This is a genomic window from Comamonas avium, assembly GCF_014836675.1.
Taxonomy (GTDB): Bacteria; Pseudomonadota; Gammaproteobacteria; order Burkholderiales; family Burkholderiaceae_C; genus Comamonas; species Comamonas avium.
Genome location: NZ_JACSQK010000010.1, coordinates 59,499 through 76,606, shown reverse-complemented (window position 1 = coordinate 76,606; position 17,108 = coordinate 59,499). Strand labels below are relative to the sequence as shown.

General features: G+C 58.1%; 16 protein-coding genes. 8 read left to right on the top strand and 8 right to left on the bottom strand.

Annotation, left to right across the window (positions count from 1 at the left end):
- Positions 1-35 precede the first annotated feature (35 nt).
- Positions 36-1,961 (bottom strand): ATP-dependent zinc metalloprotease FtsH, encoded by a 1,926-nt coding sequence (gene ftsH / locus H9646_RS17360; RefSeq protein ID WP_191724653.1) that lies wholly within the window; start codon positions 1,959-1,961, stop codon positions 36-38.
- A 170-nt stretch (positions 1,962-2,131) separates the two neighbouring features.
- Positions 2,132-2,785, bottom strand: coding sequence for an RlmE family RNA methyltransferase (locus tag H9646_RS17355; protein ID WP_191724652.1), 654 nt, complete (start codon positions 2,783-2,785; stop codon positions 2,132-2,134).
- Positions 2,786-2,817: 32 nt separating this feature from the next.
- Here H9646_RS17355 and H9646_RS17350 point away from each other — a divergent pair, with 32 nt between their 5' ends.
- The 4 genes from H9646_RS17350 (at position 2,818) to H9646_RS17335 (ending at position 5,563) form a co-directional block, all read left to right on the top strand.
- Positions 2,818-3,285 carry a YhbY family RNA-binding protein gene (locus H9646_RS17350; RefSeq protein ID WP_191724651.1) on the top strand — a complete coding sequence of 156 codons (468 nt, stop codon included), beginning with the start codon at positions 2,818-2,820 and terminating at the stop codon, positions 3,283-3,285.
- Between the two features lie 21 nt (positions 3,286-3,306).
- A complete protein-coding gene (locus tag H9646_RS17345; protein ID WP_191724650.1) occupies positions 3,307-4,056 on the top strand; it encodes a glycosyltransferase in 750 nt (249 codons plus the stop codon).
- Positions 4,057-4,161: 105 nt separating this feature from the next.
- Positions 4,162-4,395 carry a VF530 family protein gene (locus H9646_RS17340; protein WP_191724649.1) on the top strand — a complete coding sequence of 78 codons (234 nt, stop codon included), beginning with the start codon at positions 4,162-4,164 and terminating at the stop codon, positions 4,393-4,395.
- Positions 4,396-4,582: 187 nt separating this feature from the next.
- Positions 4,583-5,563 (top strand): GGDEF domain-containing protein, encoded by a 981-nt coding sequence (locus tag H9646_RS17335; protein ID WP_225214299.1) that lies wholly within the window; start codon positions 4,583-4,585, stop codon positions 5,561-5,563.
- A gap of 93 nt (positions 5,564-5,656) precedes the next feature.
- Here the strand turns inward: H9646_RS17335 and fghA are convergent, their stop codons facing one another.
- A complete protein-coding gene (gene fghA / locus H9646_RS17330) occupies positions 5,657-6,520 on the bottom strand; it encodes an S-formylglutathione hydrolase (RefSeq protein WP_191724647.1) in 864 nt (287 codons plus the stop codon).
- Between the two features lie 280 nt (positions 6,521-6,800).
- On the opposite strand from fghA, the gene H9646_RS17325 reads away from it, so the two are divergent.
- Positions 6,801-7,334, top strand: a complete 534-nt coding sequence (locus H9646_RS17325) for a hypothetical protein (RefSeq protein WP_191724646.1) — start codon at positions 6,801-6,803, stop codon at positions 7,332-7,334.
- A 90-nt stretch (positions 7,335-7,424) separates the two neighbouring features.
- On the opposite strand, the gene H9646_RS17320 is transcribed toward H9646_RS17325, so the two are convergent.
- A complete protein-coding gene (locus tag H9646_RS17320; RefSeq protein WP_191724645.1) occupies positions 7,425-8,702 on the bottom strand; it encodes a DEAD/DEAH box helicase in 1,278 nt (425 codons plus the stop codon).
- A 528-nt stretch (positions 8,703-9,230) separates the two neighbouring features.
- Between H9646_RS17320 and H9646_RS17315 the strand changes: the two genes are divergently transcribed.
- Complete coding sequence (locus H9646_RS17315) at positions 9,231-10,850, top strand: sodium:solute symporter family protein (RefSeq protein ID WP_191724644.1); 1,620 nt, start codon at positions 9,231-9,233, stop codon at positions 10,848-10,850.
- A 51-nt stretch (positions 10,851-10,901) separates the two neighbouring features.
- On the top strand, positions 10,902-11,033 hold the full coding sequence (locus tag H9646_RS18510; RefSeq protein ID WP_225214298.1) for a putative transporter small subunit: 132 nt from the start codon (positions 10,902-10,904) through the stop codon (positions 11,031-11,033).
- A 100-nt stretch (positions 11,034-11,133) separates the two neighbouring features.
- Here the strand turns inward: H9646_RS18510 and H9646_RS17310 are convergent, their stop codons facing one another.
- Positions 11,134-12,243, bottom strand: coding sequence for an S-(hydroxymethyl)glutathione dehydrogenase/class III alcohol dehydrogenase (locus tag H9646_RS17310; protein WP_191724643.1), 1,110 nt, complete (start codon positions 12,241-12,243; stop codon positions 11,134-11,136).
- A 630-nt stretch (positions 12,244-12,873) separates the two neighbouring features.
- Positions 12,874-13,692, bottom strand: coding sequence for a hypothetical protein (locus H9646_RS17305; RefSeq protein ID WP_225214297.1), 819 nt, complete (start codon positions 13,690-13,692; stop codon positions 12,874-12,876).
- 149 nt (positions 13,693-13,841) lie between these two features.
- Between H9646_RS17305 and H9646_RS17300 the strand changes: the two genes are divergently transcribed.
- Positions 13,842-14,864: a GlxA family transcriptional regulator gene (locus tag H9646_RS17300; RefSeq protein WP_191724642.1), complete on the top strand. Its 1,023-nt coding sequence runs from the start codon at positions 13,842-13,844 to the stop codon at positions 14,862-14,864.
- Between the two features lie 67 nt (positions 14,865-14,931).
- Here the strand turns inward: H9646_RS17300 and H9646_RS18505 are convergent, their stop codons facing one another.
- Together H9646_RS18505 and H9646_RS17290 are read right to left on the bottom strand one after the other, a co-directional pair.
- On the bottom strand, positions 14,932-15,306 hold the full coding sequence (locus H9646_RS18505) for a helix-turn-helix domain-containing protein (RefSeq protein WP_225214296.1): 375 nt from the start codon (positions 15,304-15,306) through the stop codon (positions 14,932-14,934).
- A 54-nt stretch (positions 15,307-15,360) separates the two neighbouring features.
- Positions 15,361-16,941 carry a phospholipase D family protein gene (locus H9646_RS17290; protein WP_191724641.1) on the bottom strand — a complete coding sequence of 527 codons (1,581 nt, stop codon included), beginning with the start codon at positions 16,939-16,941 and terminating at the stop codon, positions 15,361-15,363.
- Positions 16,942-17,108: the final 167 nt, after the last annotated feature.

The window sequence follows — 17,108 nt, the reverse complement described above, 5'->3', positions numbered from 1 at the left end:
GGGGCGCATGGCCCCGTTGTTTGGTAGGTGCTGCTTTATGCCGCAGTAGGCGCTGGGTCAGGATCTACAGCAGGAGTGCCACCACCCGAAGAGTTGCTATCGTCGCTGGACTTGGGAGTGCGTGGCACCCAATCTTTAGGCGGACGAGGCTCCTTGCCTGCAAAGATGTCATCGAGCTGTTCCATGTCGATGGTTTCCCACTCGAGCATGGCCTTGGCCATGGCATGCATTTTGTCTTGATTGTCTTCAATCAGCTTGCGGGCCAGTGCGTACTGCTCGTCAAGAATACGGCGCACTTCGTTGTCGACCTTTTGCATGGTGGACTCGGACAGGCTTGTGCCCTTGCTGAAGGTGCGACCCAGGAAAGGCTCACCTTCTTGCTCTGAGTACACCATGGTGCCCAGGGCATCGCTCATGCCGTAACGCGTCACCATATCGCGTGCAATCTGGGTGGCACGCTCGAAGTCGTTGGATGCACCAGTGGTCATCTGGTTCATAAACACTTCTTCAGCAATACGGCCACCAAACAGCATGGCAATTTGGTTCAGCATGAACTCCTTGTCGTAGGAGTAACGGTCTTTCTCAGGCAGGCTCATGGTGACGCCCAGTGCACGGCCACGCGGGATGATCGTGACTTTGTGCACAGGGTCGCACTTGGGCAGCAAGCGGCCAATCAATGCGTGGCCTGCTTCGTGGTAGGCCGTATTGCGGCGCTCTTCCTCGGGCATGACCATGCTCTTGCGCTCGGGGCCCATGATGATCTTGTCCTTGGCCTTTTCGAAGTCCTGCATTTCAACGGTGCGCGCGTTGCGGCGGGCTGCCATCAAGGCGGCTTCGTTGCACAGGTTGGCCAAATCAGCGCCGGACATGCCTGGTGTGCCGCGTGCGATCACTGACGGATTGACGTCCTGACCGGCGGGAATCTTGCGCATGTGCACGTTCAGAATTTGCTCGCGGCCCCGGATATCGGGCAGCGTGACGTAGACCTGACGGTCGAAACGACCGGGGCGCAGCAAAGCGGCATCCAAAATATCAGGGCGGTTGGTGGCTGCCACGACGATCACGCCGAGGTTGGTCTCAAAACCGTCCATCTCCACCAGCATCTGGTTGAGTGTCTGCTCGCGTTCATCATTGCCGCCGCCCATGCCCGCACCACGCTGGCGGCCCACAGCATCAATTTCATCAATGAAGATGATGCAAGGAGCGTTTTTCTTGGCGTTCTCGAACATGTCGCGCACACGTGCTGCACCAACACCCACAAACATTTCGACGAAGTCAGAGCCAGAGATCGAGAAGAAAGGCACTTTGGCCTCACCAGCGATCGATTTGGCCAGCAATGTTTTACCTGTGCCAGGAGGGCCAACCAGCAGCAAGCCACGTGGAATGCGGCCGCCCAGTTTCTGGAACTTGTTGGGGTCTTTCAGAAAGTCGACGACTTCCTTGACTTCTTCCTTGGCTTCATCGCAACCGGCAACATCGGCAAAAGTGACGGTGTTGTTGTTTTCATCGAGCATGCGGGCTTTGCTTTTGCCGAAGCTGAATGCGCCGCCCTTGCCGCCGCCTTGCATCTGGCGCATGAAGTACACCCACACGCCCACCAGCAGCAGCATGGGGCCCCAGCTGATCAGCAAGCTCATCAGCAGCGAGCCTTCTTCGCGTGGCTTGACATCAAATTTGACGTCGTTGGCGATCAAGTCACCGACCAGACCACGGTCCAAATAGGTTGCGGTTGTACGGATACGGCGATCGTCGGTGGTTAGCGCAACGATTTCAGTGCCGCCTTGGCCTTCCTGAATGGTCGCACTCTTGATGCGGTTGTTGCGCACCTCGGCCAGGAATTCCGAATAGCCGACTTGGCCAGCGCTAGCACTTCCACGGGTATCAAATTGCTTAAATACCGTAAACAGCACCATGGCGATGACCAGCCAGACGGCGATTTTTGAAAACCACTGATTGTTCAAGCGGGGCTCCAGAGGAAAAGAGGAGAAATACATTCACATGGGAACGCTATGTCCCCATATGAGGTTCATTTTAGGTCTTTCAAGCGACTGTGCCGAAGCCTTATTCCTGTCAAGGCGATGGAGTACAAGGGTTTTCAGGAAAAAAGAGCCTTGCAGCCTTGTGTGCCGGCCTATTTGAGGCCAATGCCAATCAAGAAGGTCTCCGAGGATTTGTCTCGCGATGACTTGGGTTTAAGGGGCTTGACTTGCTTGAAATGCGCACGGAAAAGCTTGATCAAATCGTCATAACCGGGGCCATGAAATACTTTGGCAACCAAAGCACCTTCAGGCTTGAGGTGGTTGATCGCAAAATCCACCGCCAGTTCAATCAACAGTTCTACGCGGGCCCCATCGGTGGTGCTGTTGCCAGACAGGTTGGGTGCCATGTCAGATACCACCAAATCCACAGGGCGATCCTGCACGACTTCTTGCAACTGTGCCAGTACGGACTCTTCCCGGAAGTCTCCCTGGATGAAGTGCACACCCTCGATGGGCTCCATGGGCAGTAAATCCAGGGCGATGATGGTGCCGTTAAGGGCTCCAACGGCGGCACCTGTGGGCGACAGGCGTCTGCGGACATACTGGCTCCAGGCACCAGGCGTGGAGCCCAGATCCACCACAACGTGGCCGGGGCGAATGAGCTTGAATGTCTCGTCAATCTCCTTGAGCTTGTAGGCAGCACGAGCGCGATAACCGTCCTTTTGTGCAGCTTGCACATAAGGGTCATTCAAGTGGGCATTGAGCCAATTCTTGTTGAGCTTCTTGCTTTTCGATTTGATATTCATCGCAAATTTCTTCCTGCCTCGATAATACGGGCATGCCCCAAATTGATTTAACTCCCGCTGAGCGCCGGGAACACCGCGCCAACGCCCACCACTTGGACCCCGTGGTCATGATTGGTGGTGACGGCCTTACACCCGCCGTCCAGAAGGAAATTGACGGCGCACTGAACGCGCACGGCCTGATCAAGGTGCGTGTGTTCGGTGACGATCGTGCTGCCCGTGAGCAGGTTTACCTGCAACTGTGCGACGAGCTCAACGCCGCCCCCATCCAGCACATCGGCAAGCTGCTGGTGCTGTGGCGCCCAATCCCTGAAAAGGAAAAGGCTTTTGACGATGACCGCATGGCCGGTCCGCGTGACATCAAGCTGCTTAAGTTCGGCCGAGCCGGCAGCAAGCCTGAGGTCAAGCAAATCCGTGTGCTGGGTAACCAGCGTCTGACCCAAGGCGGCTTGGTCAAGCGTGCCAAGAAGAGTGGCCCTAAGTCGGCAAAAAAAGGCCACTAAGTATCCAGACTTCACTTCAGCATGACCACCACAACTTCCACAATATCTGAGCGCCACATCCTTTGCATGAAATGGGGTACCAAGTACGGACCGGAATACGTTAACCGGTTGTACGCCATGGTGCGCCGCCATCTCAGTGGTGATTTTCGCTTTGTCTGCCTGACCGACAACGCTGAAGGGATACGTTCAGAGGTGCAGTGTCTGCCAATTCCTTCGCTGGACCTGCCGCCGGGCATTCCTGAGCGAGGCTGGACCAAGCTGACGACCTTCTCCAAAGACCTGCATGGTCTGAAGGGTACTGCGCTGTTTCTGGATGTGGACGTGGTGATTACAGGGTCGCTGGATGATTTTTTCACCTATCCGGGTGAATTCCTCATCATTCACGATCACAAGCGACCATGGCGCGTCACGGGTAACTCTTCCGTGTACCGCTTTGAGCTGGGCGCGCACCCGGATGTGCTGGAGTACTTTCGACGCCACTTTGATGAAATTCGCAAAGAGTTTCGCAATGAGCAGGCGTATTTGTCGGATGCCATACACAAGCAAGGCAAGCTCAAATACTGGCCTGAGGAGTGGTGCCCCAGCTTCAAATACCACTGTATTCCAAGCTGGCCGACGAATTTCTGGAAGCCTCCTTTTGTGCCTGACAACGCGCGCATCGTGATTTTTCATGGTGAATGCAATCCGCCAGATGCGCTGGCCGGCCGGCGTAATCGCCGTTTTCGTTTCATCAAGCCTGCAACGTGGGTGGCTGAACACTGGCGTGAATAATTTTTAGTTTGTTAGAAAGCCAAAGGCCTCGACCTATGTCGAGGCCTTTTTGTTGATTCATTCATCCAAAAACACGCACGGTGTGTGTGCAAGGAAAATAGGCCCATGGACTCCAAAGAACAACCGCGCAACCCGTTACATGGCCTGACGCTCGAGCGCATGCTGACCGACCTGGTGGATTACTACGGCTGGGCAGAGCTGGGCGAGCGCATCCCTGTGCGCTGCTTTAATGCCGACCCCAGCATGTCATCAAGCCTGCGTTTTTTGCGCAAAACGCCGTGGGCACGCGAGAAGGTGGAGCAGCTGTATCTCTACACGCTGCGCAAAACGCAGCGCTAACGCTATGTATGTCCGCAGCAAACCAGCGCTAAAGGGCGTTTTTCAAAAAGGCTTTGTTGCAAGGCAATGTGCGGGGGTGCACAGGGGGCAATGCCATTAGTTATCGCTTGGTTTCTTGCTATGTAAGTCAATGAATTTGCGAGAATCCGTGCCTCTTGCTTTTGCGATTTGTACGCAGGACGGCAACTTGTTCACCGCTTCTCAATACCAAGCTATTTGCGATAGTTTGCCGAACCCCACTTTCATCTTGACCGAGTCTGGGCGCTACGTGGCGGTGCTGGGTGGAAAAGACAAGCGCTACTACCACGACGGCAGCTGCCTGGTGGGGCATCGCATTGCAGACGTGCTTGCGCCGGCTAAAGCGGCATGGTTTGAGCAGCAAATCCAAAGCGCGCTCACCTGCCAGAAAATGCTGGTGGTGGAGTACGAACTGAGTGCACACGATGTGCTGGGCTTGCCGTCAGAAGGCCCCGCAGAGCCTATATGGTTTGAAGGCCGCATCAGTGCGCTGGAGCAGCTGTATGACGGTGAGAAAGCCGTTTTATGGGTGGCCAGCAACATCACGGCCAGCAAAGAGCTGCAGCAGCAATTGCAGTTGCATGCCTTGAGCGACGAGCTGACGGGTTTGCACAATCGCAGGCGCTTCATGCAGGCCCTGGATGCCGCCTATGCAGGTTTTATACGCCATGCGCAGCCCGCTTACCTGCTGTGCTTTGATGTGGACCACTTTAAAACCATCAATGATGGGCAGGGCCACCCCGTGGGCGATCAGGCGCTGAGAGATTTGGCGCAGGCGGTGCAGCAGCTCGCTGAGGATGACTATCTGGTCTGTCGCTTAGGCGGTGATGAGTTTGCCGTTCTGTGCCCAGAGCGCAGCATGGCTGAGATTCAAGCTTTTGCACAGCAGTTGCTGATACGGGGGTACCAGGCGCTGGCAAGCTATGCCGCAGGCGGAAAGACGCCCGCGTTGAGTATCGGGCTGGCGCACTTCACTGCCTCAGATACCAGCATGCAAGACATCATGCGCCGGGCTGATCAGGCCTTGTATATCTCCAAGATTCAGGGCGGCCACCGGCTCAGTACATCAGAGTGCTGCCTGGATCAAAGCGCAGAAGTTAAAGCGCAGACGGGCTTGGCCTTGAAGGTGCCTCTGGCGCCTGCGCCTTGATGGTTGTGTGTCAGTGTTGCATGTCATGCCTGCCCGGTGCTGGGTAACACCCATAGCCCACAACCCATAGCAGGCAGTGCATGTGTGCTGCGCTTACTGACCCAGTTGCTGCGCGTGGTGGCGCAGATGGTCATCCATGAAGGTTTGAATGAAGTAGTAGCCGTGGTCATAGCCCGCTTGCTGGCGCAGCACCAGGGGCTGGCCGACTTTGGCGCAGGCCGCTTCAAAGGCTTCGGGCAGCAATTGCTTTTCGTGCAGAAATTTGTCGGCCATGCCTTGGTCAATCAGTATGCCTGCGGGGTAGGGGGCTTTGCCCTGCGATTCCATCAGGCGTGTGGCGTCGTGTTGCGCCCATACTGCCTCGTTGCTCCCCAGATAGCCGGTGAATGCCTTTTGGCCCCATGCGCAGCTGCTGGGGTTGGCAATGGGGGCAAAGGCCGAGACGCTTTTGAATATGCCGGGATGACGCAGTGCCAGCGTGAGTGCGCCGTGGCCGCCCATGCTGTGGCCAAAAATACCCAGCCGTTGCATGTCAATGGGCAGGTAGCGGCCCAGCATGGGCAGCAGCTCATCGATGATGTAGCTTTCCATGCGCCAGTTTTGCTCCCACGGGGCTTGTTGAGCGTTCAGGTAAAAGCCCGCGCCCACGCCAAAGTCCCAGGCATCGGCCTGGCCGGGCACGTTGGCATCGCGCGGGCTGGTGTCGCAGGTGATCAGCGCAAGCCCCAGTTCAGCCGCCAGGCGCTGTGCGCCCGCCTTGGCCATGAAGGTTTCTTCGGTGCATGTCAAGCCGGCCAGATATAGCAGTGCCGGCACTTTTTCGCCCAGGACAGCCTTGGGTGGCAGGTAGACCGAGAACTTCATGGGCAAGCCGATTTCGCGTGAATCATGCTTGTAAAAGCGTTGTGCTCCGCCGTAGCAGGCGTGTGCAGTCAGGAGTTCAAACGGGGTGGACATGAAATTAGCTACTCCTAATAAAAGAGCTGTTATCGCTTATGTATATTGATTTTCAGATAGATTTATATTTGAAAATCAATGCAGTAAAGCGAAGGCAGCTCTTATTTTTAAATGACAAGTCTGTATGCAAAGACGTTGCCAAGCAGTGTAGGGGCTGTATGCATCAGCCCGCTGCAAGTCCCTGAAAGACAGCTGAAATGCCTGACTGTATGTCGTCCTACGCGGTGGGCGCTGAGGTGGTGAAAAGATGGCGCATCTGCATTTTTGAGCCATACATGCCATGAAAGCTGTTCACTTTTTGTTCACTGCCGTGCATGCACTGATGGCACTGCTGTTTGCCCTGGTGTCACTGGCCTTGCTGTGGATTGCGATTAGCAAGGGCTGGGGCGCGCTGATACAGGGATTTGATGGGGATTCCACGCTGCACATGGTGGAGGCCATGGGCGTGCTGGCCGCTGCGGTAGTGGCGCTGCAGATCAGCCAGACGGTGGTGGAAGAAGAGGTGGTGCGCGACGCCAGCATTGCCGGGCCTACGCGGGTGCGGCGTTTCCTGTCGCGCTTTCTGGTAGTGGTGGTGGTGGCGCTGGCGATTGAGGCACTGATAGCCACGTTCAAAGGGCAGGAGTCGCCCGGCAACCTTATCTATTCCGCAGCGCTGATGGTGGGTGTGGGGGCCATGCTGTTTGGCTGGGGCATGTTTGTGCATCTGAACCGTTCTGCCGAAGAGCTGGAGCCCGAAGCGCTGCACGAGGCTACGCAAGAGGATGTAGAGGTCAGTGCTGATGCTGAGGCAAGCACGGACGCAGGGCGCTGAGCTTTCAAGCGATGCCCGCCTGGCCCCCCGTGCGTTAAAAAGCCACGCTCTGAGGCGTGGCTTTTTGAGGGCGATGAGGGTGCTGTGCGCTCAGTCGCTGGATTTTTGTCCGCTGGCCGCCGCAGCACGCAGCTTGTCTTTTTTACTCATGCGCTTGCCTTTGATGCCGCCGTTGTTGCCGTCTTCATGTGGCTGGCGCTGTGGCGCGGCTTCGGTGACGGGGTATTTGGGCAAAGTCTCCAGCTCGATCTCCAGCGCATTGCGCTTGGCAATCAGTTGCCAGTGCGCCAGTGCATCGGGCGATACAAAGCTGATAGCCGTCCCGCTCAGGCCAGCGCGGCCAGTGCGGCCAATGCGGTGGGTGTAGTCGTCGGGCGAGCGTGGCAGGTCGTAGTTGATCACCACGGGCAGCGCTTCAATGTGAATGCCGCGCGATGCCAGATCGGTGGTCACCAGCACCTGCCATTGACCGGCTTTGAATTCACTGAGCACTTTGTCGCGTGCGCCCTGGCTCAACTCGCCGTGAAAAGCGGTGGCAAAAATCTTCTTTGCGTACAGCTTGTTGGCGACATGTTCAGCGCTGTAGCGGCTGGCCACAAACACCAGTACACGCTGGCCGGGGTGCTGCTCGACCAGTTCACGCAGCAATGCACTGCGGCGTGCTGCATCGATATGGATGGCACGCTGGGCAATGGTGGCGTCTTGCTGGTGGGTCGATTCAATCTCGACGCTGTGGTGGCCTTCGCGCAGCAACTGGCCCACCAGGTTTTGTACGCTGGGGCCAAAAGTGGCTGAAAGCAGCAAGGTCTGGCGCTGGCCCTTGGCGGGCAGCAGGGCCAAAATTTGTTCCAGCTCTTCGGCAAAACCCAAGTCCATCAGGCGGTCGGCCTCATCCATCACCAAGGTCTGGATGGTGCTGAGCTTGAGCTGGCTGTGGGCCACCACGTCCAGCAAGCGACCGGGCGTAGCAATCACCACGTCCACACCACCGCGCAATGCCATGAGCTGCGGGTTGATGGACACGCCACCAGTGAGTACCGCCACCTTGGGGCGGCGGCCCATGGCTTCGCCCAGGTGGTAGATCAGCTCAGCCACTTGGCTGGCCAGCTCGCGTGTAGGTACCAGCAACAACGCCTGCGTATTGCGGCTGCCTTGGCGCTGACCAGCGTCGCTCAGCATCCATGCTTGCAGCAGGGGCAGCACATACGCTGCTGTCTTGCCCGAACCTGTGGGTGCGCAGGCACGCAGGTCCTGGCCATTCAAAATCGCAGGAATGGCTTGGGACTGAATGGCCGTAGGGGCAATCAGGCCCTGGGCCTGGGCCGCATGGGCGAGCGATGGGGCAAGGCCCAGAGCGGAAAAGGACATGAAGGTGCAGCTAGGCAAAAATAAAAAGTAAGGCATTGTCGCTCTAGTGGGCCGAAAGCGGAGGGCGCTGGCGCTGCGACCCGACAATCCACTGGTACTTGCGCGCTGCATAAAAGATAGTGGCTATGGCTTGCACGCCTTGACTAAAAGTACTCAGCAGAGTATCCTTCGAGGCTATCTAGGGAATGCGTTCATCCGCACTTCGGCTTGCACACGCTGCAAGCACGCTGAGGCACATATCGTGTCGCGCAACATGGGTTACCCCTGTCATTCCCTGCAATGGCTGTTTTCAAGCAGTCATTTTCAACAGGCCCACAAGGCTGCAAATCCCGGAAAGGCTGCTCTCGCAAGCCGCTTCCGGTCTTTTTTTTAATTTGGCGGTTTTGTCTGCGGTAGCGCCCATTTGGGCGCAGCTGAACATATTCGCAAAACCCTTGATCTGCACCGCAGTCGCTCTGACACGTGGTGTGCAGGGCTGCGCGCATTTGTCTGTCACCACAGAGCACAACCGCTTTCTGTGGAGCACCCATGCAGCAGCTATCGCTGACAACCGTTTTACTTTTGTTATTTGCCTTCTACGGCTTGTCTTTCTGGATGACCATGCGCATTGGCCAGAAGGAGGAGAGCGCCGACGGCTACATGACATCCAACGGTTCCATCGGCTTTGGCATGTCTGCCTCCAGCATGACCGCCACCTGGGTCTGGGCGGCCTCCATTTACGCCGCAGCCACCTCTGGCTATCAATACGGGCTGTCCGGTGCTGTGCATTACGGGTTCTGGGGCGCGCTGATGATTTTGTTCGTCTACCCTTTTGGCAAACGTTTTCGTCAGATCGCCCCGCATGCCCATACGCTGGCAGAAATCATGCATGCCCGGCATGGGCGATGCAGTCAGATGATTCTGGCGCTGTCCAATGTATTGGGCAGCGTCATCAGCCTGATGGTTAATTTCACAGCAGCTGGCGCATTGGTCTCCATGTTGTCGCCATTGAGCTTCCTGCAAGGGGTGCTGATTGTCGCTGTGGGTGTGTTGTCCTATACGCTGTGGTCGGGTTTCAGAGCATCGGTGCTGACCGATTTCGCCCAACTGGTAGCCATGATTTTGGCTGCGGTGATCATCATTCCGTTCATGTTCTTCGCGCTGGGAGGCCCGGATCTGTTTGTGCAGGGCTGGCACCGTCTGGATGTAGAGCAGGCGAGCTTTTTTTCTGAAAAAGCCATTCTCGAACAAGGTGCCCCGTACTTTGTGGCCGTGCTGGCCTATGCCATTGGCAATCAGACCATTGCGCAGCGCTTGTTTGCGGTGCGCGAGGATTTGATCAAGCCGACTTTTCTGACTGCCTCGGTGGGCTATGGCGCTATCGTCATCGGCCTTGGCATGCTGGGCTTTTTAGCGCTGCTGGCTGGGGTGGTGCCATTGAATGGCGATCTGAATAATCTGGTGCCTCAGATGGCTGCTACCTATTTGCCACCGGCACTGATCTGTCTGTTCTTCATCCTGGTCATTGGCTCGTTGTCGTCAACTGCTGACTCTGATCTGGCTGCCCTGGCCTCCATTGCCATGACGGATATCTATGGAAAAAACCTGGCGCGCGGTAAACCGAATCCCCACGTTATGGTTTGGCTGGGTCGTTTGACGATGGTGCTGGCCACAACACTGGGGGTTTGCTTTGCCTATCTCAAGCTGGACATCCTTTCCATGCTGGTGTTTGTGGGTGCGCTGTGGGGCTGCATTGTTTTTCCGGTCATCGTCAGCCTGTACTGGGATCAGGTCAGTAACAAGGCCTTTACCTTGGCTGTCTTGTCTGCGTTTACGGTGTTTTTGCTGGTGCGTTTTAACCTGCTGCCATTAACTGGGGGTACGGCCTATGTGCTGGAGTTTCTGGGCTGTATCGGTGGTGGCGTGGTGATTGGCCTGATGGCATTTGGCCTGCTGGGTCGACGCGCTGGCTTATGCATTGGGCTGCTTGCAGCGCTGGCCCTGATGCCCTGGGCGATGGATCAGCTGCGCAACTACCAGGTACTGCTCAGCTCACTGCTGGCCTATGGCGTCAGCGCGCTGGTCTGCACCTTGCTCAGCCTAGGCAATCGCCAGCGCTTTGACTTTGACCTGATTGGTCAGCGCATCACCAGTTTTCAGGCACGTTAACGTGCCCATGCCCCGACTTTTTGTTTGTTTTGTTTGTGAAGGAGTGCTCTTATGTCTGTTTTTTGGTTGAGCTTTTATGTGCTGATCTGGCCGATCATTACGGTGGGGGTGCTGGCTGTTTTGAGTGTGGGAGTCTTCAAGGATGTGCGCCAGGCGCAGCTTAGCGGAGAGAGTCTGGTCTGAGAGCCCTGCCGGCGCTGACTGCTAGAAACAACAAAGGCCACCGCTAGCGGTGGCCTTTGTTAATTGCGGTAGTTCACACCATGCCTGGTGGCGGGTTCTGTCAGTACTTGACCACCGAGCGGATCGACTTGCCTTCGTGCATCAGGTCAAACGCTTCGTTGATCTTGTCCAGCCCCATGGTGTGGGTGACGAAGGGTTCGAGCTGGATCTTGCCGCTCATTGCGTCTTCCACCATGCCGGGCAGCTCGCTGCGGCCCTTGACGCCGCCAAACGCAGTGCCCATCCACTTGCGGCCGGTTACCAGCTGGAAGGGGCGGGTGGAGATTTCTTGGCCTGCACCGGCCACACCAATGATCACGCTCTGGCCCCAGCCACGGTGCGCGCATTCCAGTGCGGCGCGCATCACGCTGGTATTGCCAATGCACTCAAAGCTGTGGTCCACGCCCCAGGTGGTCATCTCTACGATGACTTGCTGAATGGGCTTGTCAAAGTCCTTGGGGTTGATGCAGTCGGTGGCGCCAAAAGTCTTGGCCAGATCGAACTTGCTGGGGTTGGTGTCCACGGCAATGATGCGGCCCGCCTTGGCTTGCTGGGCGCCTTGAATGACAGCCAGGCCAATGCCTCCCAAACCAAACACAGCCACGGTGTCACCTTCTTGTACCTTGGCGGTGTTCTTGACCGCGCCCAGACCGGTGGTTACGCCGCAGCCCAGCAGGCAGACCTGCTCTGGGTTGGCATCGGGGTTGATCTTGGCCAGCGAGACTTCGGCCACCACGGTGTACTCCGAGAAAGTGGAGCAACCCATGTAGTGGTAGATGGGCTGGCCGTTGTAGCTAAAGCGGGTGGTGCCGTCGGGCATCACGCCTTTGCCCTGGGTGGCGCGCACAGCGGTACACAGATTGGTTTTTCCGCTCTTGCAAAACAGGCACTCGCCGCATTCGGCGGTGTACAAAGGAATGACATGGTCACCGGGTTTGACGCTGGTCACGCCTTCACCCACCTGCACCACAATGCCGGCGCCTTCATGGCCCAGTACAACGGGGAACAAGCCTTCGGGGTCTTCACCGCTCAGGGTGAATGCATCGGTGTGGCACACACCGGTGTCGGTGATTTTGATCAGCACCTCGCCTTTTTGCGGGGGCGCGACGTCGATTTCCACAATTTGCAGGGGTTCACCAGCTTTAAAGGCAACAGCGGCGCGGGATTTCATGGCAGGTCTTTCTTGGAAGGCTGAGGATGCGGTGGCTGCCCGAGGCGGGGCCGAGGCCTGGCTGGGCGTACCGGTTGTGAAGTGTGAATGTAGGTGATCCCGCTGCCCTATGGAAATTCGTGGCCGCAGATGGCGGCTCTTTGGCCGAATGTCACACGGTTCGCTGGATCGTCTTTCGTCGGCTGGCGATGCCATGAATCCTGATCAGCCGCTTTGCACTCCGGCTGAGGCCCCCAACATCGGGGCTGGCATGGTCAGCATCCATCCTGCCACTGGTGGACCCTTGAACATCATCCGCAACTTGACCGCGTTCTTGCTGGTGGTTCAGGCTGCATGCGTCGAAGCATTGAAATTTCCGGCACAGCCTATGAGGCGACTGATCCCGCGAGGTTGATTGGAAAGCTCCTTTGCAGGAAGGGCAGCTCGTCAGGTCTGTCATCAAGCCGAAGCCAGCTTGGGTGTGCTGACCGCACCAGCAAATGGGGTCATGGTGCTGGCTGGCCTCGTTCCAGACAAAGGCGAGGCCGGCGCTGCAAGGCGCGCCAATGATCGAGGGAGATCTGCTCGCCACACCCGAGCCGGATCATCCCGGGCAGCACAGAGAGCATTGGTGCGCCCGGCGTCTCCAGCTCAATCCTCATTCGGTATCAGCGTTCCCCATACCGGCAGCTGTGCGCCTGGCGGTGCAGGGCCTTCATAGGCGGGTTGCACTTCAATTGCGGGCTTGCCCTCCTGGCAATCGATGAACCCCCATTGACTGGGACGGTAGCGCGCCTTGGGGCCGTCAGGCGCTCCGACCAGAAACTCGGCCTGGATGTCATGGTCGATCAAGGGCACATGCAGGCTGGCGGTATCGCCCTTGCGGCATTGCAGATTGGGGCGCTTCGGGTCGACCACCCAGGCGCCATAACCTGGCTTAGCGTCGGGGTCGAAATGGAATACCGGGCCGAGGCGCTGGTCGCGGGCCAGCTCCAACCCGCCGTTGCCGATGGCGCTGACCCAGGCGCCCGCGATCTGGACTGGCTGCGTGAAGCGCGCCGCACTCAGTCCTCGCAGACCAAGCGGTCGCTGGCGCTCGCCGTTGTCAAAGGCGTCGTAGCGATTGATCAGAGTGCCTTTGGGAAATAGCAGCTCGCCATAGCGGAAGTCCTCGGGCAGCACAAAGCGCTGTCGGCTCTCGCGATAGTGTGCCCGCAGCGTCACGGCCTCTTCAATCTGCACCAGCTTGCGCGCCAGCACCAGGCCCCATAGATCGCCGGCCAGGGCCAGTATCGCCACCACCACGACGAGCCAGTGCCAGAACGGCGGGCGTTCAGAGGCGGGTGTGTGCCTATGGCGCAGCCACCAGAACAGCCCGCGCAGCAGCAGCCACAGGCTCAGGCCGGCTGCCACCCAGGGGGCGAGCAGCAGCAGCAACATGGGCAGCGTGAAAAGCGGTCCGGGAATCATGGGCAGGAAAAGGGGCAGAAGCCCTGGACTTTAGCAGTGGATGCACCTGCCACAACCAGGTGCCCAGAGGGCTTGCGTATAGTCTGGGTCTGTGCGCTGCAAGTGCCTGCAGCGCTGGTTGTAAATGCTCGAACTGCTCTGATTTTTGTATGGAACACCATCACGCTGGCGCCCACCGCGTCGATCTGGTTGTCTACCCCGGCTTCAAGGCGCTGGAGGCCATAGGTCCCATGTCCGTGTTTGACTATGCCAATGTGCATTTGAGGCACAAAGGCCTGCCTGACGGATATATGGTGCGGGTGGTGGCTTCACAGGCCGGTCAGGTGCCTTCGGATACCTTGATGGGCTTGCAGGCCAGCCATACCCTGGCGCAGGTTGAAGCCGAGGGCACGGGCTGCACGGTGCTGCTGGTGGGTGCGCGCCATATCGAGCAGGTGCTGGCGGCTTCGCCCGAGCTGGTGGACTGGGTGGCGCGAGTGGCTCCCGGGGTCGGTCGCATGATCGCGCTGTGCAGCGGCAGCTTCTTTCTGGCGGCAGCCGGTCTGCTCGATGATCGCCGTGCGGCGACGCACTGGAGTGTGGCCGCAGCGCTTGCCCAGCGTTATCCGCGGGTGCAGGTGGATGCCGATGCAATCTATGTGTGCGACGAAATCAAGGACAGCGACGGTAAGCGTCAGCTCTGGACTTCAGCCGGCGTCACTGCCGGCATTGATCTGGCGCTGGCGGTGGTGGAGCATGACTTTGGCCATGCGCTGGCACTGCAGGTGGCGCGCGACCTGGTCATGTATCTCAAACGCCCGGGCGGTCAGTCGCAGTTCAGCGTATCTCTGGCCGCGCAGGCTACGCAGCACAGCGGTATTGGCATGGTGCAGCAGTGGGTGCTGGAGCATCTGGATCAGCCCATGCCGCTGGCCCTGCTGGCGGGCAAGGCGGCGATGAGCGAGCGCAACTTTCGTCGCATTTTTCAGCAGGAAGCAGGCTGTCCCCCCAGTGTTTTTGTGGAGAACGCACGCCTTGAGGGGGCCAAGCAATTGCTGGAAACACGCGGCGATTTGCCATTGAAAACGGTTGCCGCCAAGGTCGGTCTGGGCTCTGAGCAAGCGCTGCGTCATCTGTTTCAAAAACGGCTGGGCATCACCCCTGTGGCTTACCGCGAGCGCTTTGGGGATTAGGCGCAGAAGTATCTGGCCGCTTTTGCCGCGCCTGCAGCACCCGCCCATTGCTCCCACCTCACTGCACTTACTGACTGCACATGGGCCACTGGGCCAGCAGCTCGGCAAACTCATCGGCCACAGAAGCGGTATTCAGGGTTTGGGCTTGAGTCACCGGAACCAGGAAATCAGGCTGTGCAGGGGCGCAACTGCCCAGTAACCCAAGCAGGTTCAGCTGTGGGTTGACCAGCCACAGACACATGACATATGTCGCGGTGGCAATAGCTGGGTCGCCGCGCTCTATGCGTGCCATGGTGGGCTGCGAGATGCCCAGTTTTTCGGCCCACTGCGCCTGCGTTTCTCCCCGGGCTTTGCGTGCAGTGACGATGCGTTGGGCAACTTCTTCAATCTGGCGCAAGATGAATGACGGAAAGTCTGCAGGGCAGGTGTTCTGGCGGGGCATGCCTGAAATGGTAGTGCCCTTCGTCGGTACGCAGAGGAAATCTATGAATATTTTTTAGAGCAACCATTCAATAGGCAGCAGACCTAAAAACCATATCGTCCAGCGCTGATACCACCGTGTCTGTGGCTCAGTGGTGTATTGCGGCGGTGGCTGACCCACGCCACTGATCCAGCGCAAATGGCCTTCGTCGTCCAGGCTCACCCTAAAGGCCCGCGAGGGGATTTGCGAGTCAAAGCTTTCGCTGATTTGCTTGGCAAGGGTGGGGCTTTCAATCAGCAGGCCCATCTCGGTGTTGAGCAGCATGGAGCGCGGGTCGAAATTGAATGAGCCGACAAAGGCACGCTGACCATCGACTGCAAAGGTTTTTGCATGCAGGCTGGTGCCTGAGCTGCCGAACTGAGTGAAATTGAGCTTGAGTTTTTCATCTTCACCGGCGTACTCCGGTGCCTGCCCGCGCATTTCGTACAGCTCAATGCCCGCTTGCAGCAGCTGCTTGCGGTACTTGGCATAACCGGCGTGAACGATGGCGACGTCTGTGGCCTCCAGCGCATTGGTCAAGATGCGTATGCGCAGGCCCTGTGAGCGCAGTTGTGCAAAGGCCTCTACCCCGGCCTGTGTCGGCACAAAGTAGGGCGAGACCAGATCGAGCGACTGCTTGGGTATCCCAATGGCCCTGCGCATTTGCTCGCCAATCAAGGTTTTGTGCTCGGCCTGGGCTTGAATTTTTTCTGGGGGATCACTGACCAGGTGCGCCGCCGCCCACTCCATGGGAAGCTGTGCTTGCAACAGGTGCTGCACCAGCGGTGTGTTTTCCAGGGCGTGGCGGTAGCTTTGTGCCTGCGGCGATTGCTCTAGCGCTGCGCCGTTGCTGCGCAGTGCATCCAGGGTCAGTCGTGGTGCTTGGCGTACAACTTGGTCAACTGGGTAGGCTGCGACATTGTTCCAGTAACGATCAAAGTCTTGCTCAATGGCTTGCACCACGGGGCCAATGGTGAGCACGTCCAAGTCGGCAAACAACACGCCATCGGTCGCGCCAAAATATTCATTGCCGACATTGCGGCCACCCACAATGCTGGCCTGTCCATCGGCTGACAAAGATTTGTTGTGCATGCGCCGGTTCGCGCGCTTGAATTCTGTGACGTAGCCCACGGGCTTGAGCCAGCCACGCAGCGCAAAGGGGTTGAACAGACGCACTTGCACATTCGGGTGGCGGCTCAACGCCTGCAGTTCGTCGTCCAGCCCGGAGGTGCCGCCGTCATCGATCAACAGCCGCACGCGCACACCCCGGTCCGCAGCCCTCAAAAGTTCGTGCAGCAGCAGCAAGCCCGTTTTGTCATTGCGCCAGATGTAGTACTGCACATCCAGCGTTTGCTGGGCCGCACGCGCCAGCAAGCTGCGCGCAGCAAACGCTTCTTGCGGGTCGTACAGGGCATAGATGCCGGACTGCGTGGCGCCAGCTCGTGCCTTGGCACGCAAGGCCGCGTGTGCTTGCCCCAGATGGGTGCTGGCGGAGATATCTGGCGCAATGGCCTGGCTGTCGGGCGCAGGGTGCGAGGCTGGTGGTAAACCGCAGGCACTGAGCAGCAGCATGGATGCCGCAGTAACGCAGAGAGTGAAGCGCAGACGTAAAGCCATGAGGGATCAGCGATGAGCGTCAAAAAAGGTTGAAAGAACCATAGCAACAGTGGCTGGCAGCGGCACAGGTAAACAGGGGCTTCAGTTGTAGGAAGAAAGCATCGGAATGTGGTTTTGCGCGGTGCACAGCCCATCCAGACAACTGCAGGCCTGTTTGGGTTCGCCAT